The following is a 25,408-nucleotide window of genomic DNA, read 5'->3' as shown; positions in this document are numbered from 1 at the left end:
TAGAATCAAACAAATTTAAACCTAATACTCAAATGTATGGATTTTTATGCTTTTATTAAGTTTAGGCTAAGTATAATGCTTTCGCCAAAGCTTATACTTATTATGAAACTTTCTTTTCTTTTATTATTTACACTAATATTCCAGGTTCAGGGCGCAAGTTTTGCTCAAAAGGTCTTTTTAAACAGACCAAATTCTTCATTAGAACTAATATTTAAAGACATTAGAAATCAAACGGGCTACGATTTCTTTTATAACGTAAACGTTATAAAGAAAGTTGGTAAGGTCGACATGGTTTTTAACGGTCAGCTAGAGGAGGTTTTAGAGAAATGTTTAGCTGGAAAATCGCTGACTTTTACCATTAAAAATAAGGCAATTATTATACAGGAGGTCGGCAACACTTTACCTTCAAGTGCATTTCAACAACAGGAAACTATTGTTGTTAAAGGTAAGGTAACAGATGAAAAAAATATTCCTTTAGTAGGTGTTACCGTTCAGGTTAAAGCTATGCCAATAGGTACTACGACTGATGCCAATGGTAATTACAGCCTTAAATTAAAATCTGATAAGGCAATATTAGTGTTTAATTATCTGGGCTTTATATCTGTAGAAAAAGCTCTTGCCGGACAAACGGATATAAATGTTGTATTAAAGGAATCTCCCTTTATTTTAAATGAATTTGTAACTGTTGGTTACAGTACTCAAAAGAAAATTAACCTTACCGGTTCAGTAGCTACTTTACAGGCTAAGGATTTGGAAAGCAGGCCCGTTACTTCTATAAGTAATGCCTTGCAAGGACAAATGGCTGGCGTAACAGTTAAAAGTCCTGGTGGCCAGCCCGGTGCAAACTCTGGAAGTATAAGGATCAGGGGGATTGGTACTTTAGGAGATTCCAGCCCTTTATATGTAGTTGATGGTGCACCAACCAGAAGTATAGATATTTTAAATCCCAATGATATAGAGAGTATTTCGGTATTAAAAGATGCTTCTTCTGCATCTATTTATGGTGTAAGGGGTGCTAATGGTGTAATTTTAATTACCACAAAGAAAGGTAAGACCGGAGATGCGCCATCGCTTACTTATAGTACATATTATGGAGTGCAAACACCAACAGCTTTACCGGAGTTAGTAGGTTCTGTAGATTATATGCAGTTGCTGAACGAAGCACAAATTAACGTTGGACAAACGCCAACTTATACATCTTATGATGTTGAAACTGTTAAAAACAAATCTAACCCCAACTATTTTGGCGATACCGACTGGGTTAAAGAGATTCTTAAAAAGAATACACCACAACAATCGCATAATTTAAGCTTAAGTGGAGATGCTAAAAACATCAATTACTTTGTTTCTTATGGTAATTTAAATGAGAAAGGTTTAATTACGGGAGACAACTATTCTGCAGATAGAAATAATGCGCGACTCCGCATCAATACCAAATTGATGGATAGGCTGGATGTTGATGCTAACTTTGGTTATACTGATAGAAAATCGATTGGCTCAGCTCAGGACATAGGCTCAGAGTCTGGACCATTACATACGCTTCATGTGATTAGTCCATTAAGTCCTGTCAGATTTACAACCGGGAAATGGGCGTATGTAAATGTGAGTAACCCAATTGCTCAAACTACAGATGGTGGAACCAATACTTATACTTCGCAAGAGGTAAATGCCAATCTTTCTTTGAATTTTAAAGTTCTAGATGGCTGGACCATTAAAGGTCAGTATGTTTTAAATAAATACAATTCCAGAAGAAGCGTTTTTTCTAAGACAATAAACTATTATAGTCCGTACGATAACTCCTTGATTTATCAGGCCAATAACCCTAATAAGCTAAGTGTAACTTCCTATTCTGGTTCTTATCATACATTTATTGGTTTATCAGAATACCAGAAAACATTTAATAAAGATCATAATTTTAAGGTACTGGTAGGGGCATCAAAAGAGAAAACCGTAACCAACGATTTTTCGGCCAGCAGAACCCATTTACCACTTCAGGATATCGAATCTATTAATTTGGGAACAGATAACCAGGTAAATAATGGTGGGGCTACAGTTAATGCATTGGCATCTATGTTTGGGCGCAGCAATTATGCATATAAGAATAAGTACTTAGCAGAGTTGAATTTTCGTTATGACGGTTCAACTCGTTTTGCTAAAGAATCAAGATGGCAGTTGTTCTCATCTGGTTCTGTGGGATGGGTTTTCTCTGAAGAGGCCTTTTTCGAGAAGTTAAGATCACATGTAGAATCTGCTAAATTAAGATACTCTTATGGTTCTTTAGGGAATGATAAAGTGGGCAGAGATTTTGGTTATATGTCTTCTCTTACTGAAATTAGCACGATGCCAATTGGTAATCAGATAACTATTGGTTATGGTGAATCTGGTGTAGTAAATAGAATTTTAACCTGGGAATCTGCAATTCAGCAAAACGTAGGTTTAGACCTTGTTTTCCTCAAAGGTAAACTGGATTTTACAGCAGAGTATTATAAAAACAGAACCAATGACATTCTGTTAAATGTTTCCTTGCCAGATGTATTGGGTGCTGGTTATCCTCCACAAAATGCAGGACATGTAGAAAACAAAGGTTGGGAATTGCAAATTGGCTGGCGCGACAGAATCAAATCTGTAAAATATGGTGTAAGAGCTAATTTATCTGATGTAAAAAACAGAGTACTAAGTTTAGGTAATGCTCCGGCATCTTTAGGAGATCAAATCCGAATAGTAGGTCAGCCTATTGATGCCTTTTATGGCTTAACGGCTTTGAGAATAGCTCAGTTATCAGATTTTACTTATGATGCTGCCAATAATAAATACACCCCAAATTTCCCTTATATCAGTGGTGATCCTGTTGCACCTGGTGATATCATGTATGCTGATCTGGATAACGATGGCAGGATTACATTAGATGGAGATCGTTCTGTTATAGGTAGTCCGATTCCAAGATATACTTACGGTTTTATGGGAGATTTATCATGGAATAACTTCGACTTCAGTTTCTTCCTGCAAGGTGTTGGAAAAGTAAATGGTTATCTTAAAGGAGCAGCCAGACATGCTTTTGTGAATATAGGAAATGATCCGACTCCTCAAAGAGTACATTTAGACAGATGGACGCCAGAGAATCCTGACGCCTCATATCCAAGGTTAACAGCTGGTCAGTCTCATAACCAGAGATTATCGACATTCTGGTTGGAGGATGCTTCTTATCTAAGGATAAAGAATATCCAGTTGGGATATACTATACCAGAAAAAATCACGAGTAAGTTCAGAGCCAACAGGGTAAGGGTTTATGCTTCGGCAGATAATCTATTTACAGCAACAAATTTCTACTACAGTTATGATCCGGAAACACCGGTAAGTGGAGGTGGTTATTACCCCCAGGTAAAAACGTTTGTGTTTGGTTTAAATATCACTTTTAAATAGATCTAACCATGAAAAAAATATTTTATATACTATCAATTTTTCTGCTTTCTGCTTGTAACAAGGGCTTCTTAGATGTGGTATCACCAGACGAGATTGTAAATGAATCTTTCTGGAATAATGAAGAACAACTGGTACTTGCTTTAAATACTTGCTACAATAGTTTAAGGAATATTAACCTTATTGAAGAGGAAATGCAGGGTGATAATTCGTTGTACCCAACATCTGCTCAAAGAAGGTTAGTTGGTAGTGGAACTTTTGCAACAGATCTGGGATTAATTAATTCTGAATGGGTGGGTGATTATGCAGGTATCAGAAGATGCAATGTCTTTCTTGAAAATTACAATAAAGCCAGTATTCCACAAGAGACAAAGGACCGTTTAGCTGCTGAAGCTCGTGTGATTAGAGCTTACTTGTTAGGTCACCTGGTAAGTCTGTATGGTGATGTTCCTTTGGTTACAAAAGTGCTGGATATAGATGAATTATATGAGCCCAGAAATCCTAAAGAACAAGTAGTAGATTTTATCTTAAATGAATTGCAGGAATCAGCCGATTTGTTAGATGCAGCGATCAATACTGGTGTAAAGTTAGGTAGGTTAAATAAGGGGGCAGCATTAGCTTTAAAAGCAAGATATGCACTTTATAACAACAGATTTGATGTTGCGCAAAAAGCCGCGAAAGATGTAATGGATTTAGGCGTATATGCTTTATATACGAATGGTAATCCAGCTAGCAGTTATTCTGATTTGTTTACCTATAATGGAAAACTTGCCAATGGGAAAAACAGAGAAACCATTATTGCCAGGTTAAACTTGAAGGATGTAAGTATGCACAATCTGAGCAGACTTATACAGGTTCCGAATGAAAATTCAAGATGGAGTCCTACTAAATCTTTGGTTGATGCTTATTTGTGTTCAGATGGATTGCCGATTAACATATCCCCATTGTACAAAGAAAATAACTACAATGATGTTTTCGAAAACAGAGATCCAAGGATGACGCAAACTATTCTAAAACCAGGATCGGCATGGGGAGGAATGAAAGATGGCAATCCTGCGAATACAAATCCGGGCATTTTTACCGCACCAAAATTTAATGCCGATGGACAAGGCTGTGTAACCTTAACGGGCTATTACTTTAATAAGTATGTAGAAATACCCGCAGTTGCAACGGGCAATAGAGATGCCAACGATATTCATATCATGCGTTATGCCGAGGTATTACTTACTTATGCAGAGGCTGCAGCTGAGCAAGGAGCATTAAGTCAGAACGATCTTGATATCAGCATCAACTTATTAAGAGATAGGGTTGGTATGAAGCATATGGAAATTGCTGAGTTAACTGCAAATGGTCTGAATGTGAGAGATGAGATCAGAAGAGAACGTAGGATAGAATTGGCTATAGAAGGACAAAGATACTTTGATATTTTAAGATGGAAACAAGGAAATCTTCTGGCGGAAGATATGAAAGGAATGAAAAAATCCTGGGCACTGGTATCTTCTACTGTCTCCAATAAAACAACTGATCAAAATGGCTACATCATTGCGTTGAGTGGTAGAACCTTTGTTGCTCCCAAGCATTATCTGTGGCCGGTTCCATTTATTCAATATACACGTAACCCTGCATTAGGTCAGAATACAGGATGGTAAAAAAGATGAAAATTTAAAAAATATAATGATGAAAAAGAGAATCTTAAATTTAATAGCGTTAATTGCTGTTCTTCCAATATTGGCATGTAGCAAAGGGGGAAGTGATAAGGGAGATATTACCCCACCTCCAACTGGTAGTACTGCCGATTTAAAAATAATGACTTATAATGTCCACCATTGTAGTCCACCAACAAAAGACAGAACTTTTATTGACTTAAATGCAATTGCTTCTGTTATAAATATTGCAGATCCTGATATTGTAGCTTTGCAGGAGGTTGATGTACATACATTAAGGTCGGGCACAGGAAATGATCAGGCTAAACTTTTGGGAAGTTTAACAGGCAGACATAGTTATTTTGCCAAGGCGATTGATTATGAAGGTGGGGAATTCGGAGTCGCCATTCTTTCTAAATATCCAATACTATCATCATCTACGGTTCTTTTGCCTCATAAAGATGGGGTAGATTATGAGCAAAGATCGATGGCCGTTGTAAAAGTGAAATTGCCAAACGGGAAAGAAGTTATTGTAGCCAGTACCCATTGGGATGCTGAGGCTCACAGACTATTACAGGCACAGAAAATTGCTGATTATTTCCAAAATGAAACCCTGCCAGTAATTGTTGGTGGCGATTATAACGACCAGCCAGGAAGTACAAGTATCAATTATTTTGATCAGTTTTTTAAGAGAACCTGTACAACCGGATGTGCACCAAGTGCGCCATCAGACGCGCCGACTAAGGCTATTGATTTAATCTTTTACAAATCAAATGACTTAACTGTATTGACACATCAGGTTATCAATAATTCTTATGCTTCAGACCATAGACCGGTAGTTGCAACATTCAAATTCAAATAGGATAGTATAAAACAATTGGCATCATGAAAAGAATTTTATCACTAATACTAGTGGGTTGGGGATTTTATGCCCATGCCCAAAGCAATATTGCTGTTTACAGGTATGGAGATGGCTCTGTACAATCTACAGGAAAGGCTACTGCAACCTTTATTGATGAGTATACTCCATCGGGTGTTTTTGTAAGAACAATAGCCGCACTTCCAGTATCAGCTTCTGCAGATGGAAAGAGCTTTGCCCTGACAGGGAATTGGAACAGTGCAGCATATGAAGGAAATCTTACTATTTCTGCTGATAAACGTCATTTAATGGTTATGGGCTTTAATCAGGCTCCTGGTGAAACAATTAATGCTTCAGCTGCTAAAAAAGTATTAGGATTTGTATCGGCAGATGGAAGCGTAAATTCAAGTACTTATATTGATAATATTAATTCCACATTCAGGTCGGCAGTAACCAGCGACAATGAAAATTTTTGGATAATTGGTTCTGGAAGTAATTTAAGACATATCAAATTAGGTCAGTCGAATGGAACTTCATTGGGTATTGCAGCTGCGGGGAATTTTGGATTAGCTATTTTTAACAACCAACTTTATATCTCTACAACCAGCTCCATTGCTACGGTTAGTGGAGGCTTGCCCACATCAGGTACTCAAACTACTACCAAGTTACCAGGTTACGCCACTACAGGTAGACCCTATAATTTTGTGTTTTTTGATACGGATGGGGATAGTGAACCAGATCTTTTGTATGTGGCAGATTATGAGGTTGCTGGCGGACAGGTTCAGAAGCATGTGTATGATGTAGCTACTTCAAAGTGGATCGCAAAAGGAGTACTTAATAAAGCAGGTGTAACAGAAAATGTAAGAGGTATAACAGGTACTTATAAAGATGGAAAAGCAACATTGTTCATCAGTGTCATGGGAAATACGACTACTCCATCTACTATACAAATGCTGGAAAATACAAAGGATGTAGACCTGACAGTAAGTACTGCTTTAACCAAAATTGCCAGTGCTCCTGTAAATACTGAGTTTAGGAGCATTGCATTGGCACCAATAGACGATTCAGCAGCGAAAGCTCCTAATGGTCTTCAGACAAGTGCTTCCACAGATCTGGCAGATGTTACATTGAAATGGGTAGATAATTCTTATAATGAGACCGCTTTTGAAATAGAACGCTCTGCAAATGGAACCGATTTTACCCTAATTGGCACCGTTGGAACAGATGTGACCACATATATCGACAAAACACTTCCATTAGGTGCTTATTATTATCGGGTAAGAGCTAAAAGTGTTAACGGATATTCTTTCTATAGTAATACCTCTTATATCAAAACTAATATCTATCCTGCAACACCATCTGCACTGTTCGGTGTAGCTTTATCTACATCAGGAGTAAAACTAAGTTGGGTAGATTTAGCAGATGACGAGATCGGATATGTGATCGAGCGCTCTTTAAACGGGGTCGATTTCAGTAATGTGGCAACCGTATACGGTATAAATATCAATACCTATAATGACTTAGGACTTTCGGCGGGTACAGCGTATTACTATCGTATTAAAGCTATTTCCGCTATTGGAGCATCCCCATATTCCGGATTGGCAAAGGTAACTACAGCATTAACTAAACCATCTGCTAACAGTTACGTGGTTAGCAATGTCATTACACCTAATGGCGATGGTATAAATGATACCTGGGTAATAAACAACCTGCATGAATATCCAAATAATGAAGTAAAAGTATTGGACAAATCCGGCCGTATTGTTTTTTATCAAAAATCATATGATAACACCTGGAATGCAACTTATAATGGAAGTTATCTATCAGAAGGAGCTTATTATTATCAAGTTGATTTAGGTGATGGTAAAGGTGTCCTTAAAGGGATGCTTAATATTATTAGAAGGAAATAATTAAGGATAAGACATGAATAAGAAAATATATTACATGAAATATAGTAAAGTGTTATTAGTCTTTTTTACACTAATCTCTCTTTCCAGCTTAAGTGCCGTTGCCCAGACAGAACCTTTTGCAAATCAATATTTTTTTAACCAGTATTTAGCAAACCCGGCATTTGCAGGTTTAAATGGAAATTTAAAGATCTCAGCAAACTATAGAAAGCTAAGTACATCAATAGAAAACGCACCTGTTTCTCAGGCATTATCTGCTGATTTTAGTATTAATGATAAAAACGGATTGGGGCTAACAATTTTAAATAGCAAAGCAGGTTTTTTTAGTCAGACCAATATTATGGGGACTTACGCTTATCATTTGCCAATCAGCACAGAAAAGAAGTTAAGCTTTGGTTTGTCGGCCGGTATTAGAACTGATGATTTCGATGTTTTAAATGTACAAGGTGATCCTAATGATCCTGATATAACAGGTTATATTGATAGAGATAAGTATTTTGATGCCGAATTTGGCATTGCTTATACTTCGAATTCATTAAACATACAAGCTTCTTTTTTAAATCTTAAAGATCTTTTAAGTACTGATGAAGAAAGCAATCTTGTTAACAGGAATATCTTTTTTACAGCAGTAAGTTATAAGATCGACTTTAGCCAAAAATCATTCCCATTCACTTTAGAGCCTAAGGTAGCTTATAGAGGGATTAAAGGTTTGGATGGTATTGTAGATGTGGGCGCAAATATCACTATGAAAGGAGAGAAAGTAAGTGTTTACGGATTGTACCATAGTTCTAAAAGTTTTTCTACAGGAATTTGCTTAAAACCCAATTCTTTATTGTCGTTAATAGGAGGGTATTCATCTGTTTCACAAGAACTAAAAGGAATTGCTAAAGGAGGATTTGAATTAGGATTAAACTTAAATTTATGAAAAGGAATATCATTTTAACTTTTATAGCAGCATTGTTGATATGCTCGGCATGTAAAAAAGGGCTGTCAGATTACCCACCATCAAAACCAATTGTGGATGTACCAGAAGTTGAGGTTGTAGGATTCGATAGTACATACAGACCAGATACTTACAGGCAGAAAGTAGCGGAATTTAATGCTCAGACCAGAGCTGCTACGGATATCGTATTTATTGGGAACAGCATTACAGCAGGTACGGATTGGAATACCTTATTAGGTTTAACTATTGCTAAAAACAGAGGTATTTCAGGAGATATAACTTATGGTGTGATTGAAAGAATGCAGGAAGTAATTAATGGTAAACCAGCCAAAGTTTTCATTTTAATAGGAATTAATGATTTGGCCAGAGGAGTAACGGAAAAGTATATCGTAAAGAACTATATCAGGATGATTCGTCTTATTAAAGCAGGAAGTCCGCAGACTAAAATCTATTTTCAGGGAATGTTACCAGTTAATGAAACTGTTTTAACAAGTGGGGCGGTTAAATTTCCAAATCATGTGAATAAAAGGGCAGAGATACAAGCTATAAATGCTAGGTTACTTACTATCTGTGCAGATGAAGGTGTAACTTTTGTAAATCTTTATGACTCTTTTGTGGATACTAATGGCAGAATGAATACTATCTATACTTATGATGGACTACATTTATCTGCAGATGGCTATCAGCGTTGGAAAACTGTTCTAACAACCAATGGTTATCTTTAGTATAAGCTGAAGTAGATTAAAAAAGAGGCTTATAGCATTACCAATGCTATAAGCCTCTTTTGTTACGTAGATTTCGTTTGTAAAGTTTGCCCCAGTCTGCTCGACTCGTAATCTTTACGAAATATGTAACTTAAATTAGAAATTTCTTCTTTCATTATTTTTTCAAGGTAACTAGGCTCAAGAACCTCAGGGTTAAATGGTGTAGTTTTCCTGTATTCTTTAAAACCCTCCATAAATTTTTTTGGCTTCTCCTTTTCAATGTATGCTATGGCTTTATCTTTAGTTTTTTTAAAAAGATAGAGATCTAGTCTAATATAGGGGTCGATGGTTAGGCGTTCATCCCATAGATCCAAAAAAACTTCTGATACTAAAGTCTCACATACATTTAAATTGCCAATGCGGATGTAGATAAAAGGAAGTAATAAGACACTGTAACGTTTTAGAATTTGTTTCAAAGCCGCTTTATCCTTGCTTTCGTCTTTTAAAGCGAAGAGTAAATCGTAGTCATAGTAGATTGTAGGGTTTTTCATAATTTCATAACGAGGATATGTTAGAAATATGAATATTTAACAAAATTTAGTTTAATCGTATACTTTTAGGTTCAATGAATCAATTTATTTCTATAATCTTACGTGAATATATTTAGTATTGTATATTTACAATATGAAGAAGCTCTCACAATTCTCTGGCATATTGCTATCTGTATTAATAGTTTATTATGGGCTATTTAATCATGAACGACCTGTATTACTTTTTTTTCTTTTCTTGACTTTAGCAATAGTATTATCGATTTATATAATCAAGGATATGTTGAATGTTATAAGCATTCGTTTAATAAGAACTTTAAATGTCAAAGATATTTTGTTGCAAATACCTGCTCAATTAATGGCAATATTTGGGATTTATTTGTTGACATTCAATACCAATAATGAGATTCTAAATGGTGTTTTTTTGATGTTTAAAGGAATAGTAATATTTGAGTTTTTAATTCTTTTTCTTTATGATATCAGCATCATTGCTATTGATAAATCTAAGTTTTAACGTATGCCTATAATATCGCTCAAAACCTATATAAATGCTGACAAACAAACTGTCTTCGATCTGGCCCGTAGTATTGATTTGCACCAGATTTCTACGAAACATACTAATGAAAAAGCAATTGCCGGGAGGTTATCTGGGCTTATTGAATTAAATGAAACAGTTACATGGCAGGCACGGCATTTTGGTATTACACAAAAATTAACCAGTAAGATAACTATCTTAAACTTTAAATAGATGACATATTTTTTTGCTCTCATTTAATTTTAGTAATGATAGGGGATAAAGGCCTAACATAATGATATTTAACATATGAATTTTTCAATAATAGGGCTTTGTCTGTTGGAGTCGTCAAATGTTTTCATCATTTTGGGAGAAAATGAGTTTGATGATTTTTTTTTTAGTAGATAAAGGAAATAGGATTTGTGGCTTTCTTTCCTTGGAACGCATAAAGCATTTTATGAATGAACATGATGCAGAGACTTTTCCATTTAATAAAGATGAACTGATTAATTATAAGCAGCTATTTTCAAGCGAAATCAATTCTTATTCTATTATAGAAGTTGAAGATGTTCTATTAAGAAATACGAAAATTGAAGAAATAGGACCAGATGATGCTGGAGTATTAATTGAAGTATACAATCTAATTTCAGATTTCTTTTATCAAACAAAGAATGAAGAATGCCTGTTGTTGAGAAAGGATAAAAATATGGAAATGTTTTTTGATTATTGTTATTACAAATATTTTTGGAAGAAAGGTGAGGAATGGTTGGAGTTAGAAAAAGAACTGCCATCATTTGATTATTCTGAATTTGTTAACATTTATAAAAAACTAGCAAGTGTTTTTGTAGACAGTATAAAAATAGTTGAGAAAAGTACTTAATTTATGTATTATAAAAATCAAATATTCTATCTTTTAGTTTCCATTTGTTTTTTTATATACGCAATGTTTCATTATGTCCGATACAACGATGTAAAGTGGGATTATAACTTCTCGAGAGTTTATTAATGCAGCAAGAATAAGACTGCAAAAACCAACGGAACATTTAATGTTAATAAAGAAGCAATGAGTAGTAAACAGGTAATGTTTTTTATAACCAAATCAGACATTGAACCAATATTAAAAGAGATAGAGGAAGCTTTTGACATTCAATATTTCTTAATGGGGCTTTTTGATAGCCCAGATATTGTTCATTATAATTCAATATTTGATGATCCAAGACTTGGTTTGACGTCTTTTGGAGATTGGAACCTTATTGATCGTTATCTAGTTATCCCAAAAAGTACTACACTTGATATTCGAGAAATCGAACAAAGAAAAGGGGGAATAAAATATGCTGTGGATCTTCTAAATAATCCCAAGGGGATTGAATTGAAACTTGGAGGTGTCTATATTGAAAAAGATGATGTCATCGTGGGCGGAAGGATTGGTATCACTTCTGATGATCCTTCTTCATTGAACTTCTATAATACTTTTTCAAAAAAGGTTAAGAAGGAGTTTAAACGCATTGGCACATCCTATGTGGGGAAAGGTGCGGAAGAGAAGTTAGATGCTGGTTGGCGTTTAGTGACAAGTGTTAATTCACCAGAAGCATATGATTTAGTGAAATCTTAAATCTCAAAGCCTGGTATTGTTCGGGCTTTGTTGTTTTTACTAAAAGGCCTGTTTGGTCCTAAAGTTTTGGATGTATGTATTAATGACGTTAAAAGAATGCTTTGATCTCTGCATCCATTTTCTGCATATAGTGAATGCGATCTACGAATTCTTTGTCATAAGAATTACTTTCTCCTTCTCGGATCAGAAAGTCCGTGGTAAGAACAAAGGGCTTAGCTATTTTGCAACCATTTTAATGGATGGTAAGTTTTCATTGGCTCTTACTTCCCTTTGATCTCACGTGAGACATTAATCTTTTATAGTTTTGAGGAACAAGTTACACATGCAGAAAACTTAATTTTTTTATGAGCAAACAAAGCAGTAAATCAGCGAAGTTCCAGCCTAATTAAACCAAGTCCATTGTTTACTCGTAGTTGGTTTTGTGATTTTTTTAGATAAAATCATTCTTATTTTATCACAATATTTTATAGCCTACGGATGTAAATTCGCAGGCTATTTTCTTTCACACCCCCTCCATTTTTCGTATCTTCGGACTACCCTGTCGAACACGAAATCCCCTCATGCAAAAAGAAGATACCGTACAAAAACCTCCTTTCAAAGACGCAATAAAATTCTGGTTTAAATTAGGTTGGATAAGCTTTGGTGGTACGCTCGGGCATATCAATATCATGCATGATTTCCTGGTCGACAAGAAGAGATGGATCAGTAGCAGCAGGTTCTTTCATGCCCTCAGCTTATGCATGCTTTTACCCGGACCGGAGGCCCAGCAACTTGCTATTTACATTGGCTGGCAGTTACACGGTAAGCGCGGGGGATTGCTCGCTGGCTTATTCTTCATTCTGCCTTCTGTGTTTATTCTACTCGGACTTAGCTTACTATATGTCACTTTTGGTAACCAGACCTGGATGGAGGCTGTATTTAGTGGTTTAAAGCCTGCGGTGGTAGCCATTATCTTTCATGCGATATGGAGCGTAGGAGGCAAGGCACTTCATGGGATTTTACACTATGTGTTGGCTGCGGTTGCTTTTGCAAGCATCTTTTTCTTTAACATTTCCATGCCTTATATAATTCTTGGAACCATTGGTTTTGCTTTATTGTTCAGGTATTTCTGGCCAGATCTGGTGTATAGAAAAAATACAAAAACGGATGAACAGAATCAGGATGAAAATAACCTGGTGAATACTGAACAAAGCTATTACATCAATAAACATACTGAAGGACTTGGGAGAGATTTCAGCACCTGGCTATTGATTAAACAAAGTGCGGTATTTTTACTGATCTGGCTGATTCCTTTCTTATTGTTTTATCTATTGAGTGATGATTTTTCCTTCTGGAAGGGCATGATCTTATTTTTTACCCAGACTGCACTTTTTACCATTGGTGGCTCATATACTGTTTTACCCTATGTAGCGCAGTTTAGTGTGTCTAAGTTTAACTGGTTAAGTAAATCGCAAATGGTAGATGGTTTTGCACTTGCAGAGACTACACCCGGACCTTTAATCATTGTAGTGTGTTATGTTGGTTTTATGGCCGGATTTAATCACTTTGATGGATCATTATGGATGGGCACTATCGGACTCTTAGCGACTACCTTTTATACATTTTTACCTTCGTTCCTGTTCATTTTTGTCGGCGGACCAGCTTTAGAGCATTCCAGGGGAAATGCGGTGATTAGTGATGTGCTCAGCTTTGTAACTGCTGCCGTTGTTGGGGTAATCTTAAACCTTACGCTTTATTTAGGGAAGGATGTGCTTTTTCATAAGGGATTTTCATTGGGAAGTATTGATGTAATGGCTTTATTATGGATACTGGTATCAATGTTACTGATGTTTAAATTCAGGATCAATATTGTTTATTTGATATTACTAAGCATGATTTATGGTGTGTTGCAATACTATTTTATACAACCCATGATAGTTTAAAAGCTGAGTAGTGTAGAACTCAATTCTTTAAAAATGAAAAATATATTTGTATTTGAATGAGTTTTATGTACCTTGCATGCAGAGAGCGTTAATTGAAAGCGGGACTTGTCTTCTGACGAGTCTCGCTTTTTTTAATTTCCTGATTTTACGCGTTTGCTTTCACTTTCTGAACTACTGGAACGTTGTCGTGCAGCTTTAATTTCCTTACTTCCGAAGCGATAAGTACATGTTAGGCGGAAAACCTGACTTTCCCATCTTTCATTAACCACATAGTCTTGAGAGGGTAGTGTGCTGGTAATTCTACTTTTCATCAGTTTAAAAATATCATTGGCTGCAAACTTAATATTCAGCTTGCTATCCATAAAGGATTTACTGGCTCCCATATCAATGCGGTAACGGGGTTCAATTAACAAAGTACCCCATACTTGCTTGGATTCGTAATTTGCCGACCATTCAAATTTAGTACTTGGGTTCAATGTAATGGTTTGGTTTGTATTTAAAGTGAAAGCTAGTCGCCCGCTGGAATATGGAGAACCTAGCAGGTCAGGTGTTTCAAATCTATTATAAAAGATGTTTAAGTTGTTATTGCTACTCCACCATTTGGTAATGGTAAGGGGAGAGCTGATATTCATGTTATAGGAATCTTGTGTCGCCAGATTTTGTTGGGAGATAAATATTGTTTTCTTAGCTGTATCTGTTAGTAAAACCTCGGTCATCACATCATTGGTATGACTATAGCCCATGGTAATATTTAAGTTCTTTTTATAGGAGTAAGAAAACTCAAATGAATTGGTGTATTGAGGCTTTAAGAAAGGATTGCCAAATCTGTAAGAGTATAAGTCGAGGTAATAAATAAAAGGATTTAAGGAGCCATAATCGGGCCTGTCTATCCTGCGACTATAAGAAAAGCCTATTTCATGATTTTTTGATAATTCCTGGTTGATGAACAGACTTGGAAATAGGTTCAGATAATCTCTGTTGACTACCTTTTTTTCGGTTATGGAATTCCCTTTAGATCCTGTTTGTTCTGCCCTTAATCCGATTTGTACGGTTGTAGTTTTGAATTTCTGCTTGTAATTGGCGTATGCTGCATTGATATTTTCATCGTATACAAATTGATTGCTTCTGGCTGGGTCATTTTCCCATTTGTCATTCTTGTAGTTTTCAAAAATGAAATTGTTATCTGTCTTAACGAAGCTGGTTTTAACGCCAAACTCCATTTTAATGTCTTTGTTTATGGGCATCACATAATCGATCTTAGCGCCATAGATCTTAACAAGAGATGGAGAGGTGTTTCTGAATATGTAATCGGGCTTCAGTATTCCACCAGCAGCATTCTTGTACTCATTGTTAAATATGCTTTCCTGAGTTTCAAAATAGCGGGAGTAATCCATATCCATGCTGATTTCCTGACCCAGGGTATCCAATACGCCGCGGTAGTTTAGATTGTAAGTAATTCCTGTATATTTTGAGTCGCTGGTATTAAAAGCTACTACAGAAGAATCTATCTTAAGCGGTTCATTACCAATAAGTGTAAGGATGTTAGACTTGTTTGGACCATTACCATGGTACCCGTTTACAAAAACTCCTATGGTATGGTTATCATTTATAAAATAATCTAAACCAGCTTTATAATTGCGATTAGTTCGTTTTCTATCGTTATGACCTGTTTGTACGAAATATGTTTTATCGGTCATGGTGCCATTAACCCTTGAAATATCAGTTTCATTAAAACTTTTATTAAAGCCGTAATTACCATTTCCGTAGATATTGAACTTCTTATTTCTATAATTTATGTTGAGTCCACCATTTACTTTAGGCAAAGTGCCATATCCAGCACCGGCTGTTACAGTGCCATTAAGACCATAATTGCTGTTTTTCTTTAGTTTAATATTGATGATTCCTGAGTTTCCGGCAGCATCATACTTAGCGGATGGGTTGGTAATGAGTTCTATAGATTGTATGGCGTTACCTTCTGTAGATCGAAGCAGGTTGGCCAATTGTTCGGCAGAAAGGTTCGTTGGTTTACCATCTAACATAATGTTTACACCTTGCTTACCTCTTAAGCTTATCTTTCCATCTTTATCAACTGTTACCCCCGGGGCCTTTTCAAGAATTTCTAATGCGGTGTTTCCTGTCGCCAGAATGCTATTTTCGATGTTGAGCACGGTTTTATCAATCTGACGCTCAATTAAAGGTTTCCGTTTTACAATTTCCACCCCTTTTAAAAGTTTAGCATCAACGCTAAGTTGTACATCACTTACGGTAACAGGTTTTGAGTCAGTTGTGATCACATAAGGTCCTTTAATGGCTTTTTTATAGCCTATTACATTTATGGCGATCAGGTATTTGCCTGCATTTAAGCCCTTTAATTCGTAAAGACCATTATCACTAGTTAAAGTTCCTCTTACAGAAGTTGAATCCTTGGCATTTAGCAGATTTACAGAAGCAAAAGGAAATGCTTTATATTGTTCATCCAGTACTTTACCGGATATTTCGCCTGTAGATTGTGCATTTGCTCGTCTTGAGATTAACAGAAAGCTGCAGAAAATGACAGGAAATACATAGAATAGCTTCGTTTTCATAGGACAGTATTTTTCCATTACGCATTTAGCGCATTTTGTTATAAATCAAATAGTTGTAGATGGGTGCGTTGATTTTGAATATAAGACAGTACTGTATAGCAAAACGTTACAATATTTTTGAAAATATTGTAAATAGCTACTGAATAGAGTGTTATCTTTTTAATGTTATTTATCTAATTTAATTGTTAGATTAATCTAACTTTTGTATGTTTGCTGTTAATAAAATCAATTTAGATCAAATGAAACCATTACTAATAATTGCCTTAGCTTTGATTACCTTTTCAGCAAGGGCACAAGAAACACTAATAAAAGGAAACATCACCGATAAGAACGGACAGCCAGTTGAATGGGTAACTATAAGTATATCCAAAACGAATATTAAAGCTAAAGCAGATAGTGCGGGGTATTATGAGTTGAAAAATGTTCCTTATGGAACCCATCAGTTGGTAGTAAGCTACATCGGTTATGATACTAAATATAAACAAGTTAAGGTTGCTGACGTTCAGCCTATAGTTTTAGATCTGGTATTAACCTCGTCAATAAATACTTTAAACAGTGTTGTTGTGACAGGAACCAGAACCAATAGAAGAAGATTGGAAAGTCCGGTGGCAGTAAATATCCTGGACAGCAGAACTTTTAATAATACGCAGTCTAACACCCTGGCAGATGGTTTATGCTTTCAACCCGGATTACGAATGGAAACAGATTGTCAGACCTGTAATTACTCTCAGTTGAGGATGAATGGGTTAGGTGGCTCATATTCTCAGGTGCTGATTAATAGTCGCCCGGTATTTAGTTCTCTGATGAGCCTTTACGGATTGGAGCAGATACCAGCAAATATGATTGACAGGGTAGAGGTTGTGAGAGGTGGAGGTTCCGTTTTATATGGTTCATCAGCTATTGCAGGTACGGTAAACATATTAACGAAAGAGCCTAAAACGAGTTCATTTACATTAGCCAATAACAGCTCTATAATAGGAAGCAGTACCTGGGATCATTTTTTTAACGCCAATTTAACAGCTGTTAATGAAGCACAAAATGCAGGAGTTTCTTTTTTTGGCTCTCGCCGAGATCGCAATTCTTTTGATGCCAACGGTGATGGGTACTCGGAAATGCCTATGTTAAAAAATAACTCTTTTGGCTTTAACTCCTTTTTTAAATTATCGACTCAGGATAAGCTGGAAATAAATGGATGGAGTATATATGAAGAGAGAAAAGGAGGGAACAAGCTAGATCTGCCAGCGGATAAGGCTGATCAATCTGAGTATAGGTTACATAATATTTTAGTTGGGGGCTTCAATTACGAACATCAGTCAAAAGATAATAAAAGTTCATTTAGCATCTATGGTTCTGCTCAGAATACAAAAAGAACACATTATACTGGAATAGACCAGATTGATGCTTGGGGGAATACTAAAAACTACTCTATACAGGGTGGGGTACAGTATAATTATACAGCTAACAATTTTCTAAAGGGAAAAAACACCTTTACTACAGGTTTTGAGAATCAATATGAATATACATTTGATGAAATTAAGGCTTATGATTATCTGATAGATCAGAATGTGAACCTTTTTGGTGTCTTTTTACAGAGTGACTGGGAGGTAACCAATAAATTTACGGTATTGTCTGGTTTGCGTTTAAACAAATCTAACCGCATCAGCAAACTTGTTCTTACTCCACGATTGAGCACTTTATATAAGTTAAATGCGGAAACACAATTGCGTGCATCTTATGCCAGAGGATTTAAAGCTCCACAGGCATTAGAAACAGATATGCACATGGCTTTTGCTGGTGGTGGTGTTTCTGTTATTAGTACGGATGCAAATCTGGCAGAAGAGACTTCTAATAGCTTTAATGCATCTCTGGATTTTAATAAACCATCAGAGCATTTCATTTATGGTTTTACATTAGATGGATTTTTTACGCGTTTGTACAACACTTTTGTGTTAGAAGATCTTGGAATAGATCCAAATGGGAACAAACAATTACTGCGTAAAAATGGTGGCAATTCAACGGTAAAAGGAATCACCTTAGAAGGTCGTGTAAACTATGATCAAATAGTACAATTAGAGACAGGTGTAACATTTCAGAAGTCGACTTTTGAAAATCCTGTACTTTGGTCGGCCGAATTACCTGGAAGCAAAAGATACTTACGTTCGCCAGATGTTTATGGTTATTATACATTAAGTTTTCTGCCTCAAAGCAGGTTTAATGCGGTGTTATCTGGTGTATTAACTGGTCCTATGGAAGTACCGCATGTTGCAGGTGCTCCGGGGGTAGATCAGGATATACTTTACAGGTCGCCAACGTTTTTGGAGAACAATTTAAAGTTATCATATCGGTTTACATTGAAGAGTATAAAACAGGATCTTCAATTCAATATAGGTGTACAGAATATGTTTAATCAGTATCAAAAAGATTTTGACATCGGTAAAAACAGAGATAGTAATTATATATATGGACCAGGAAGACCAAGGACATTTTTTATGGGTTTGAAATTTGGTTTAATGTAAATAACGATAAAGCTGTATCTTCGCGCTATTATGGGTTATGCAAAAGAAAGAGGAAAGCTAGAAAAGCTATCTACAAAAACTAGGGGTCTGAATAATTATGATGAGAAAAGTCTTACCGTGATTACAGATCTGTATGAGCAATATTCACATACGGTAAGGATATTGAAAAATAAAGATGCTGAGACTTTTATGGATCTTTATCAAAATGAATTGCAACAGGTAAAGGAATGCAAAAGATCACTTAAGGAGAGTGAAGGAGAAGAGGATCGTCAGAATAGTTTTATTAAGTATCGTGATGTTTTAGCTGATGCAATAGACAAAACAATTCAGGCATCCAAGAAAAGTCTATGATTTTGTATCTATAAATCAATTACTTAAAGAAATGTTAATAATAAATTGATTTTGATGTGTGAAATTAGATAAAATTTTATACTTTTGCACTCCTTCAAACAAGGAAACGATTCCGTAGCTCAGCTGGTAGAGCATTACACTTTTAATGTAGTGGTCCTGGGTTCGAATCCCAGCGGGATCACAGATAATAGTAACAAAACGTATAAAAGCCTGCAAATCAAATGATTGCAGGCTTTTTGCATTTAGTGAAAACCCCAAAATATTCAAAAATTCGCAAAAAATAGGTGAGCGATTAGGTGAGTAATTTGAGGTTCCGATTTACTCACCGAATATCTTATAACTATTTGTTATTCAATTAGTTCAAAATTTGAACGACTTGATGCGTAAAGACTGCAAGGCTAACTTTGTTAACCTTAAATCTTTGATTATGAAAACCAATTTCAGTCTGCTCTTCTACATGAAGAAACAAAAAAACTATCTTTCTGGTGGAGCACCTATCTATTTAAGAATTACCGTAGCAGGTAAACGTTCCGAGATGGCAACAGGTAGAGTATGCGAGCCAAAACAATGGAGCTCAAGAACTGGACGGCTGAAGGGAACTAAGGAAGATATTAAAAGTTTGAATGCTTATCTGGACAATCTACAAGCAATGGTTTATCATGCACATAAATTATTAACCTTAGCAGGAGTGGAGATTACCGCGGAAAGCATCAAAAATAAATTTGCGGGAAAGCAAGAGCAAGCGCATACTTTATTAGAAGCCGTTAAAGAACATAATTCAAAGATGAAAGCTTTGGTTGGTAAAGAATATGCAATGGGAACATTAAAACGATTTGAGGTATTGGAAAGGCATCTTAAGGCGTTTATGCTGGAAAAATACAAGATTACAGATATCAGCATAAAAAAAATAGATCACGCCTTTATCAGCGATTTTGAGTTTTATTTAAGAACCGAAAACAGTTGCGCGAATAATACAGCGATCAGATACCTTAAAAACTTTGGGAAGATCATACGCATCTGTATCAGCTTAAAATGGATGGATACCGACCCAATGTTGGGCTATAAGCTCAAATCTAAGCCTGTAGAGCGGCCATTTCTAACCGAGGACGAGTTGCAGCGTATAGCTGAAAAACAATTCAGTACCCAAAGGCTTTTACAGGTAAGGGATGTGTTTCTGTTTTGCTGCTTTACCGGGCTTGCTTATGCAGATGTGCAGAAACTAAAACTATCAGATATAAGTAAAGGAATTGATGGCAATAGGTGGATATTTACCCACAGAAAGAAAACAGGTACCCGTTCTGCTATCCCTTTGTTACCGACTGCTACAATGATTTTAGACCGATATCGTGAAACTGCATATTGCATCAACCAAGATAAGGCAATGCCCGTTGCCAGCAATCAAAAAATGAACGAATATTTAAAAGAAATTGCAACGCTTTGTGATATTGATAAACCACTTAGTTCACATGTTGCCCGGCATACTTTTGCTACCACTGTTACCTTATTAAACGGTGTGCCAATAGAAACTGTATCAAAAATGATGGGGCATACCAGTATCAGAACTACGCAGATCTATGCCAAGATACTGGATATTAAAGTTAGTGAGGACATGGCTTTATTGAGAGATAAATTCCAACAGGCTATCTAAATCCCCATGAAGCGTCTGAAGCATTGGTATTTCAGACGCTTGATTTGGCAACGAAGGCAAATATGAACTCAATTGTTTTCAGTTTAAACAATCAACCTAACCGTGCTGCCTCTTTGAGGATGCCAGGATGGTTTGTATTCAATGTAACCGTAAGTTGTTAAGTCGTTAATATTCTTGTGATAGGTAGCTATTGATTTGATGCGTGAAAACCTCATGAGTTTAGGTCGGCTTACCTGAAATGGTGTTTCGGGCGCCTGGCTATTGCAAAAGTAAAACAAGGCCATAAAGAGGCTGATATGAGTAGGTAATAGTCTTTCGTCAAGTGCCATACGTCGAAAATAATGGGTTAAATTATGCTTCTGTATATTCAAGTAATCCATGTTGTAATTTCTCATGTTATTCTCCTTTCATCATTTTCTCAATATCTTGTTTGTTGTAGTACATACTGCCTCCGATCTTTTTGAAGGGGAGTGTGCCACTGACTCTCAGGTTTTGTAAAGTGCCAGGTGATATACTTAGCATCTTTCTCACTTCTATACTTCTTAGCCATTTAGTCGTTTGTGTAGGCTTTTTGTCCATAATAAGACTTCTCATTTCCCGTATAAACTCTGTTTTGAATTGCTCCAATTCCTCCATTGTCACGATGTCTATTTTCATAATTAATGCGTTCCTTTCTTTGTTCTGGTTGATAATTGTTAAATACTATTGTTGTATGTTTTTTAGATATGGTATCTAAAACCTGCTTATTGTTACTTTTATAGTTATATGAATTGGTGTTAAAGTTTACTTAGGCAAGTAATGGATAATGTTTTTGCGTTTATCTCTACTAGTGAAAAATTTATATCACTAATTGCGATGGAAACAGCTGAAGTTTTGGTAGGGGCGATGAAGAAAGTTGACAAAGCAGATGATGTAATTTGATCTAGAGTACGTATTACTAGTAAATTTCACCAAGCCCTAGTTTATCAATATTGTTTTTGCGAATGCTGAATCCCTAATACTGCCATTTGTCCCAATATCAGGCTAACGAACAAAGGTGCTAAGTCACCAAAAGTGGTCACTTCGGTGTAATCCGGTGACCACTTATGATAAAGCCAATTCTAAATTATAGTCATTTAATTAGATTGACCGGCCTGATCATCAGCTTTTGCTGCTAATTGGATAACATGGTTAACTAAAAAGGCATCGATCAGAGAAAGAGCATAGTTTGTGTTAATTGGCAACATATCTGGTTTCAAAAGTTCTTCGTCAACATATCGCTCCGCATCCCATAATTTGCGTGTTTCCACTGGATGTTCTGGTTCAATACTTGCAAAGATCTGCTCGAAAGCACTTTTCGCAGTTTCAATAAATTCTTTTCGGTCTGCACCGGTCAAAGGAAGAGAGGTAATTTGTTTCGATATTTTTGGTTTGTAGCTACCCTGCTGCATATTTTCAATAACTTTCTTATTGATATTGGAAAGGCGATAGTCATAATGGAGACTTTCGATATCCTCTGCAGGAACCCAAACATTGGTAAAGATTTCAAGTTTTGTCTTGTCATCAAATGTGGTGTTATTTTCCTTTTCGCCATGGGCAATATAATCTTTCCATTCCTGTACGCTGACCTTGTGCGAATTCTCGAAAAGCAGCTTTGCAAGCTCCAGTTCTATTGGTGAAGCCTTTACCATATCTGCCCATTTGTTGAAGCCTGCGAATTTGGAAATGACGTGTTGCGCACTCATCAGGCTGAATTTGTCTTCAGGAATTCTAAAGTCCAGAATAATCCCATGCACGTCAAAGTACTTTGGATGATACTGATAAGAATAACTACCTACTTTTTTGTCGAAGTAAGATTTTTGAGTTTTGTAATCTTTGTGGAGATTTTTTGCTTGGAGTTTGAAATACTCAATTGTTTTCATAATAATACATTCCTTTTGTACCAACTAATTATCCTGAATTTTGCGTTCGTAATCTTGTTTGGATAATAAGAAGGTAGGTTTGCATTATTAAACTATTGGCTGATGAAATCTTTGCACGAACGGGCATGCTTGCCAACAAGCATTACGCAATTATAGAAATAAAAATTCTTAATTTAAAATACCTAAATAATTTTATCAGCGATATAATTATTTATCTCTACTAGTGATAAGGGAAATTTAAGGCTTTCCACCTTTGGCTATCAAATCATATACCCATGAACAAAACAGTCATACTGAAAGCTCAACTAGAGGAAACAAGATTGTCCTCAAGAAAAACCAAAGACCCGAATCTGAAGGGCAGAAAATATAAAGGTAGACCTTACCTGAAACTAAAGAAAGTCAAGACCGATCCACGTGTCAAAATCCGTCAACTCTTAAGGAGCTTCGTCCCCCTGGAACAGTTCAAACCACCTCTAAAATCTGAACAGTCCACACAGTAATTTTTCGCCAATCCATTCATCCTAGTTCAATCACTAACCAGCGTATAAAAGCACTTGTGTGAGGAGCTTATTGTAGCCCGCGTGGTCTAAGCAAAGATATATTTTCGTCCACGAAAACCTTTTTAAAGGCTGCGGAACTTGCCTCTTTTATCTCGTAAATAACAGATTATGCCCAGAAAGAAATCAACCAACCCTGAAACCATTTTGACCCACTTTGTAAGAACCCGGGTAACTGAAAAAGTCTATCTCAGACTGGAAAAAATCAGCCGGAACAGCGATTGTCATTCTGTTGGTGGAGTGGCCAGAAAGATCCTGAGCCAGGAGAAGATCACGCTCTTTTATAAGGATATCACCCTGAATGCAGCAATGGAAGAGTTGGCACTGATCCGTAAAGAATTAAGGGCAATTGGAGTTAACATCAACCAGATCACGCGCAGTTTCAACCAGGACAAGACCGAAACCAAGCGGGCATTTTATGTATTAAAAGCAGCTGACCAATATCAAAAGATTGATGCAAAAGTAGACGAATTGTTAATCATCATTTCCAAACTCGCTGGCAAATGGTTGCAAGAATAATACCGGGCAAGACCATCAGAGGGGCGTTGCACTATAATGAGAACAAGGTGGACCAGGGGGAGGCCAGTTTGATTTTGGCCAGTGGTTTTGCAGGAGACATTGAGCAGATGAATTTTAACCAGAAACTGAACCGATTTAAACACCTATTGGAACTAAGGCCGGAGGTGGGAACCAACACCCTGCACATTTCCCTTAACTTCCATTCCAGTGAGCAACTGGACAATTTCACCTTACAGCAGATTGCAAACCGTTACATGGAAAAGATCGGTTATGGGGATCAGCCTTTTCTGGTGTACCGACACGATGATGCTGCACACCTGCATGTCCATATTGTGACGACCAATATCACCGCCCAGGGGAAACGTATAGAGTTACATAACAATGCCTTTCGGTCAGAAGAGGCCAGGAAAGAAATTGAAGAGGAATTTAACCTGGTAAAGGCCGAAGGTAAGAACATCCAGAAGGAAGCTGGTATCAAAAACGTGGAACCACAGAAGGTAAAATATGGTAAGCTGCCCACCAAAAGAGCGATCAGCAATATCCTGACGGCTGTGACCAGGGATTATAAGTTTACTTCACTGGCTGAATTTAACGCGATTCTGAAGTGTTTCAATGTGGTGGCCTTACGTGGTGGGGAAGATTCACTAATGTACAGGAATAAGGGGCTGATGTTTTCCATGCTGGATCAAAAAGGAATCCCTGTCGGGGTGCCGGTGAAGGCTAGTTCTTTTTATGCCAGACCTACCTTGAAAAACCTGGAGAAAAAGTTTGCCAGGAATCTGCAAAGGAGGAAAGCTTATAGGGCGGATTTGAAGCAAAGGATTGACCAGGTGCTGAATGCGAAGGCTAAAATCTCAAGGGAGGAATTTGAGCTGGAACTGAAAAAGCAGGGGATAGATGTCGCTTTTCGTCAGAATGATCGGGGGCTTGTTTTCGGGATCACTTTTGTGGATCACCGAAATAAGGTGGTGTTTAAGGGGAGTGACCTGGGTAAGGGCTATGGTTCAAAGGCCATTACCGATCGGTTTAGGGCAATGAGTAAAGCAAACATTCAGGAGAAGAAGTCTTTCTTACAACCGGAATTAAAACCCAATCCTCATACCAGTTCACAGCCGGATATCTATTTAAGCGCTGGTGAAAAGACCAATTTCCTGGAACTGTTATTGGCCAAATTGCATCCTGAATATGGTACAGGTATGCCGCGCAGAAAGAAGAAACGCAAAAAACGTCGTCCACAAATCAATCAGGAATTGACTTTATAA

Annotated in this window: 21 protein-coding genes and 1 tRNA gene; 17 read left to right on the top strand and 5 right to left on the bottom strand. The window is 36.6% G+C overall.

Annotation, left to right across the window (positions count from 1 at the left end; translation table 11 throughout):
- Window positions 1-102 precede the first annotated feature (102 nt).
- From ABDJ41_RS16290 to ABDJ41_RS16265, 6 genes are read left to right on the top strand one after another with little or no spacing between them, the layout of a single operon-like run.
- The gene (locus ABDJ41_RS16290; RefSeq protein WP_349787135.1) at window positions 103-3,420 is read left to right on the top strand and encodes a SusC/RagA family TonB-linked outer membrane protein; all 3,318 of its coding nucleotides are present in this window, start codon (window positions 103-105) and stop codon (window positions 3,418-3,420) included.
- An 8-nt stretch (window positions 3,421-3,428) separates the two neighbouring features.
- The gene (locus ABDJ41_RS16285) at window positions 3,429-5,066 is read left to right on the top strand and encodes a RagB/SusD family nutrient uptake outer membrane protein (RefSeq protein WP_349787134.1); all 1,638 of its coding nucleotides are present in this window, start codon (window positions 3,429-3,431) and stop codon (window positions 5,064-5,066) included.
- A 25-nt stretch (window positions 5,067-5,091) separates the two neighbouring features.
- Window positions 5,092-5,922: an endonuclease/exonuclease/phosphatase family protein gene (locus ABDJ41_RS16280; RefSeq protein WP_349787133.1), complete on the top strand. Its 831-nt coding sequence runs from the start codon at window positions 5,092-5,094 to the stop codon at window positions 5,920-5,922.
- A gap of 23 nt (window positions 5,923-5,945) precedes the next feature.
- Window positions 5,946-7,829, top strand: coding sequence for a T9SS type B sorting domain-containing protein (locus ABDJ41_RS16275; protein WP_349787132.1), 1,884 nt, complete (start codon window positions 5,946-5,948; stop codon window positions 7,827-7,829).
- A gap of 13 nt (window positions 7,830-7,842) precedes the next feature.
- Window positions 7,843-8,751 carry a PorP/SprF family type IX secretion system membrane protein gene (locus ABDJ41_RS16270; RefSeq protein WP_349787131.1) on the top strand — a complete coding sequence of 303 codons (909 nt, stop codon included), beginning with the start codon at window positions 7,843-7,845 and terminating at the stop codon, window positions 8,749-8,751.
- Window positions 8,748-9,494, top strand: coding sequence for a GDSL-type esterase/lipase family protein (locus ABDJ41_RS16265; RefSeq protein WP_349787130.1), 747 nt, complete (start codon window positions 8,748-8,750; stop codon window positions 9,492-9,494). The genes ABDJ41_RS16270 and ABDJ41_RS16265 overlap by 4 nt, the downstream gene beginning before the upstream one ends.
- Window positions 9,495-9,556: 62 nt before the next feature.
- On the opposite strand, the gene ABDJ41_RS16260 is transcribed toward ABDJ41_RS16265, so the two are convergent.
- On the bottom strand, window positions 9,557-10,024 hold the full coding sequence (locus tag ABDJ41_RS16260) for a sigma-70 family RNA polymerase sigma factor (protein WP_349787129.1): 468 nt from the start codon (window positions 10,022-10,024) through the stop codon (window positions 9,557-9,559).
- A 133-nt stretch (window positions 10,025-10,157) separates the two neighbouring features.
- Here ABDJ41_RS16260 and ABDJ41_RS16255 point away from each other — a divergent pair, with 133 nt between their 5' ends.
- The 5 genes from ABDJ41_RS16255 (at window position 10,158) to chrA (ending at window position 14,069) form a co-directional block, all read left to right on the top strand.
- Entirely contained in the window at window positions 10,158-10,535 is a 378-nt protein-coding gene (locus tag ABDJ41_RS16255; protein WP_349787128.1) for a hypothetical protein, read from the top strand.
- Window positions 10,536-10,538: 3 nt separating this feature from the next.
- Window positions 10,539-10,769 carry an SRPBCC family protein gene (locus ABDJ41_RS16250; protein ID WP_349787127.1) on the top strand — a complete coding sequence of 77 codons (231 nt, stop codon included), beginning with the start codon at window positions 10,539-10,541 and terminating at the stop codon, window positions 10,767-10,769.
- 223 nt (window positions 10,770-10,992) lie between these two features.
- Entirely contained in the window at window positions 10,993-11,415 is a 423-nt protein-coding gene (locus tag ABDJ41_RS16245) for a hypothetical protein (protein ID WP_349787126.1), read from the top strand.
- Between the two features lie 183 nt (window positions 11,416-11,598).
- Window positions 11,599-12,147 (top strand): hypothetical protein, encoded by a 549-nt coding sequence (locus ABDJ41_RS16240; RefSeq protein ID WP_349787125.1) that lies wholly within the window; start codon window positions 11,599-11,601, stop codon window positions 12,145-12,147.
- Window positions 12,148-12,707: 560 nt separating this feature from the next.
- Complete coding sequence (chrA, locus tag ABDJ41_RS16235) at window positions 12,708-14,069, top strand: chromate efflux transporter (RefSeq protein ID WP_349787124.1); 1,362 nt, start codon at window positions 12,708-12,710, stop codon at window positions 14,067-14,069.
- 131 nt (window positions 14,070-14,200) lie between these two features.
- Here chrA and ABDJ41_RS16230 read toward each other — a convergent pair whose 3' ends face one another.
- Complete coding sequence (locus ABDJ41_RS16230; protein ID WP_349787123.1) at window positions 14,201-16,654, bottom strand: outer membrane beta-barrel protein; 2,454 nt, start codon at window positions 16,652-16,654, stop codon at window positions 14,201-14,203.
- A 239-nt stretch (window positions 16,655-16,893) separates the two neighbouring features.
- Between ABDJ41_RS16230 and ABDJ41_RS16225 the strand changes: the two genes are divergently transcribed.
- From ABDJ41_RS16225 to ABDJ41_RS16210, 4 genes are all read left to right on the top strand, one after another.
- Window positions 16,894-19,170, top strand: a complete 2,277-nt coding sequence (locus tag ABDJ41_RS16225; protein WP_349787122.1) for a TonB-dependent receptor — start codon at window positions 16,894-16,896, stop codon at window positions 19,168-19,170.
- A 30-nt stretch (window positions 19,171-19,200) separates the two neighbouring features.
- Entirely contained in the window at window positions 19,201-19,521 is a 321-nt protein-coding gene (locus ABDJ41_RS16220) for a hypothetical protein (protein WP_349787121.1), read from the top strand.
- A 108-nt stretch (window positions 19,522-19,629) separates the two neighbouring features.
- A tRNA-Lys gene (locus ABDJ41_RS16215) sits at window positions 19,630-19,702 on the top strand.
- A 246-nt stretch (window positions 19,703-19,948) separates the two neighbouring features.
- Window positions 19,949-21,169, top strand: coding sequence for a site-specific integrase (locus ABDJ41_RS16210; protein ID WP_349787120.1), 1,221 nt, complete (start codon window positions 19,949-19,951; stop codon window positions 21,167-21,169).
- Between the two features lie 83 nt (window positions 21,170-21,252).
- Here the strand turns inward: ABDJ41_RS16210 and ABDJ41_RS16205 are convergent, their stop codons facing one another.
- From ABDJ41_RS16205 to ABDJ41_RS16195, 3 genes are all read right to left on the bottom strand, one after another.
- Window positions 21,253-21,564, bottom strand: a complete 312-nt coding sequence (locus ABDJ41_RS16205; protein ID WP_349787119.1) for a hypothetical protein — start codon at window positions 21,562-21,564, stop codon at window positions 21,253-21,255.
- Window position 21,565: 1 nt separating this feature from the next.
- Window positions 21,566-21,826: a helix-turn-helix domain-containing protein gene (locus tag ABDJ41_RS16200; RefSeq protein ID WP_349787118.1), complete on the bottom strand. Its 261-nt coding sequence runs from the start codon at window positions 21,824-21,826 to the stop codon at window positions 21,566-21,568.
- Between the two features lie 458 nt (window positions 21,827-22,284).
- Window positions 22,285-23,070, bottom strand: coding sequence for a hypothetical protein (locus ABDJ41_RS16195; RefSeq protein ID WP_349787117.1), 786 nt, complete (start codon window positions 23,068-23,070; stop codon window positions 22,285-22,287).
- A 668-nt stretch (window positions 23,071-23,738) separates the two neighbouring features.
- On the opposite strand from ABDJ41_RS16195, the gene ABDJ41_RS16190 reads away from it, so the two are divergent.
- The gene (locus ABDJ41_RS16190) at window positions 23,739-24,146 is read left to right on the top strand and encodes a plasmid mobilization relaxosome protein MobC (RefSeq protein WP_349787116.1); all 408 of its coding nucleotides are present in this window, start codon (window positions 23,739-23,741) and stop codon (window positions 24,144-24,146) included.
- Window positions 24,131-25,408 carry a relaxase/mobilization nuclease domain-containing protein gene (locus ABDJ41_RS16185; RefSeq protein WP_349787115.1) on the top strand — a complete coding sequence of 426 codons (1,278 nt, stop codon included), beginning with the start codon at window positions 24,131-24,133 and terminating at the stop codon, window positions 25,406-25,408. Before ABDJ41_RS16190 ends, ABDJ41_RS16185 begins: the two co-directional genes overlap by 16 nt.

The organism is Pedobacter sp. ASV1-7 (genome assembly GCF_040203335.1).
Taxonomy (GTDB): domain Bacteria; phylum Bacteroidota; class Bacteroidia; order Sphingobacteriales; family Sphingobacteriaceae; genus Pedobacter.
This window is presented reverse-complemented; position numbering and strand designations above follow the sequence as displayed.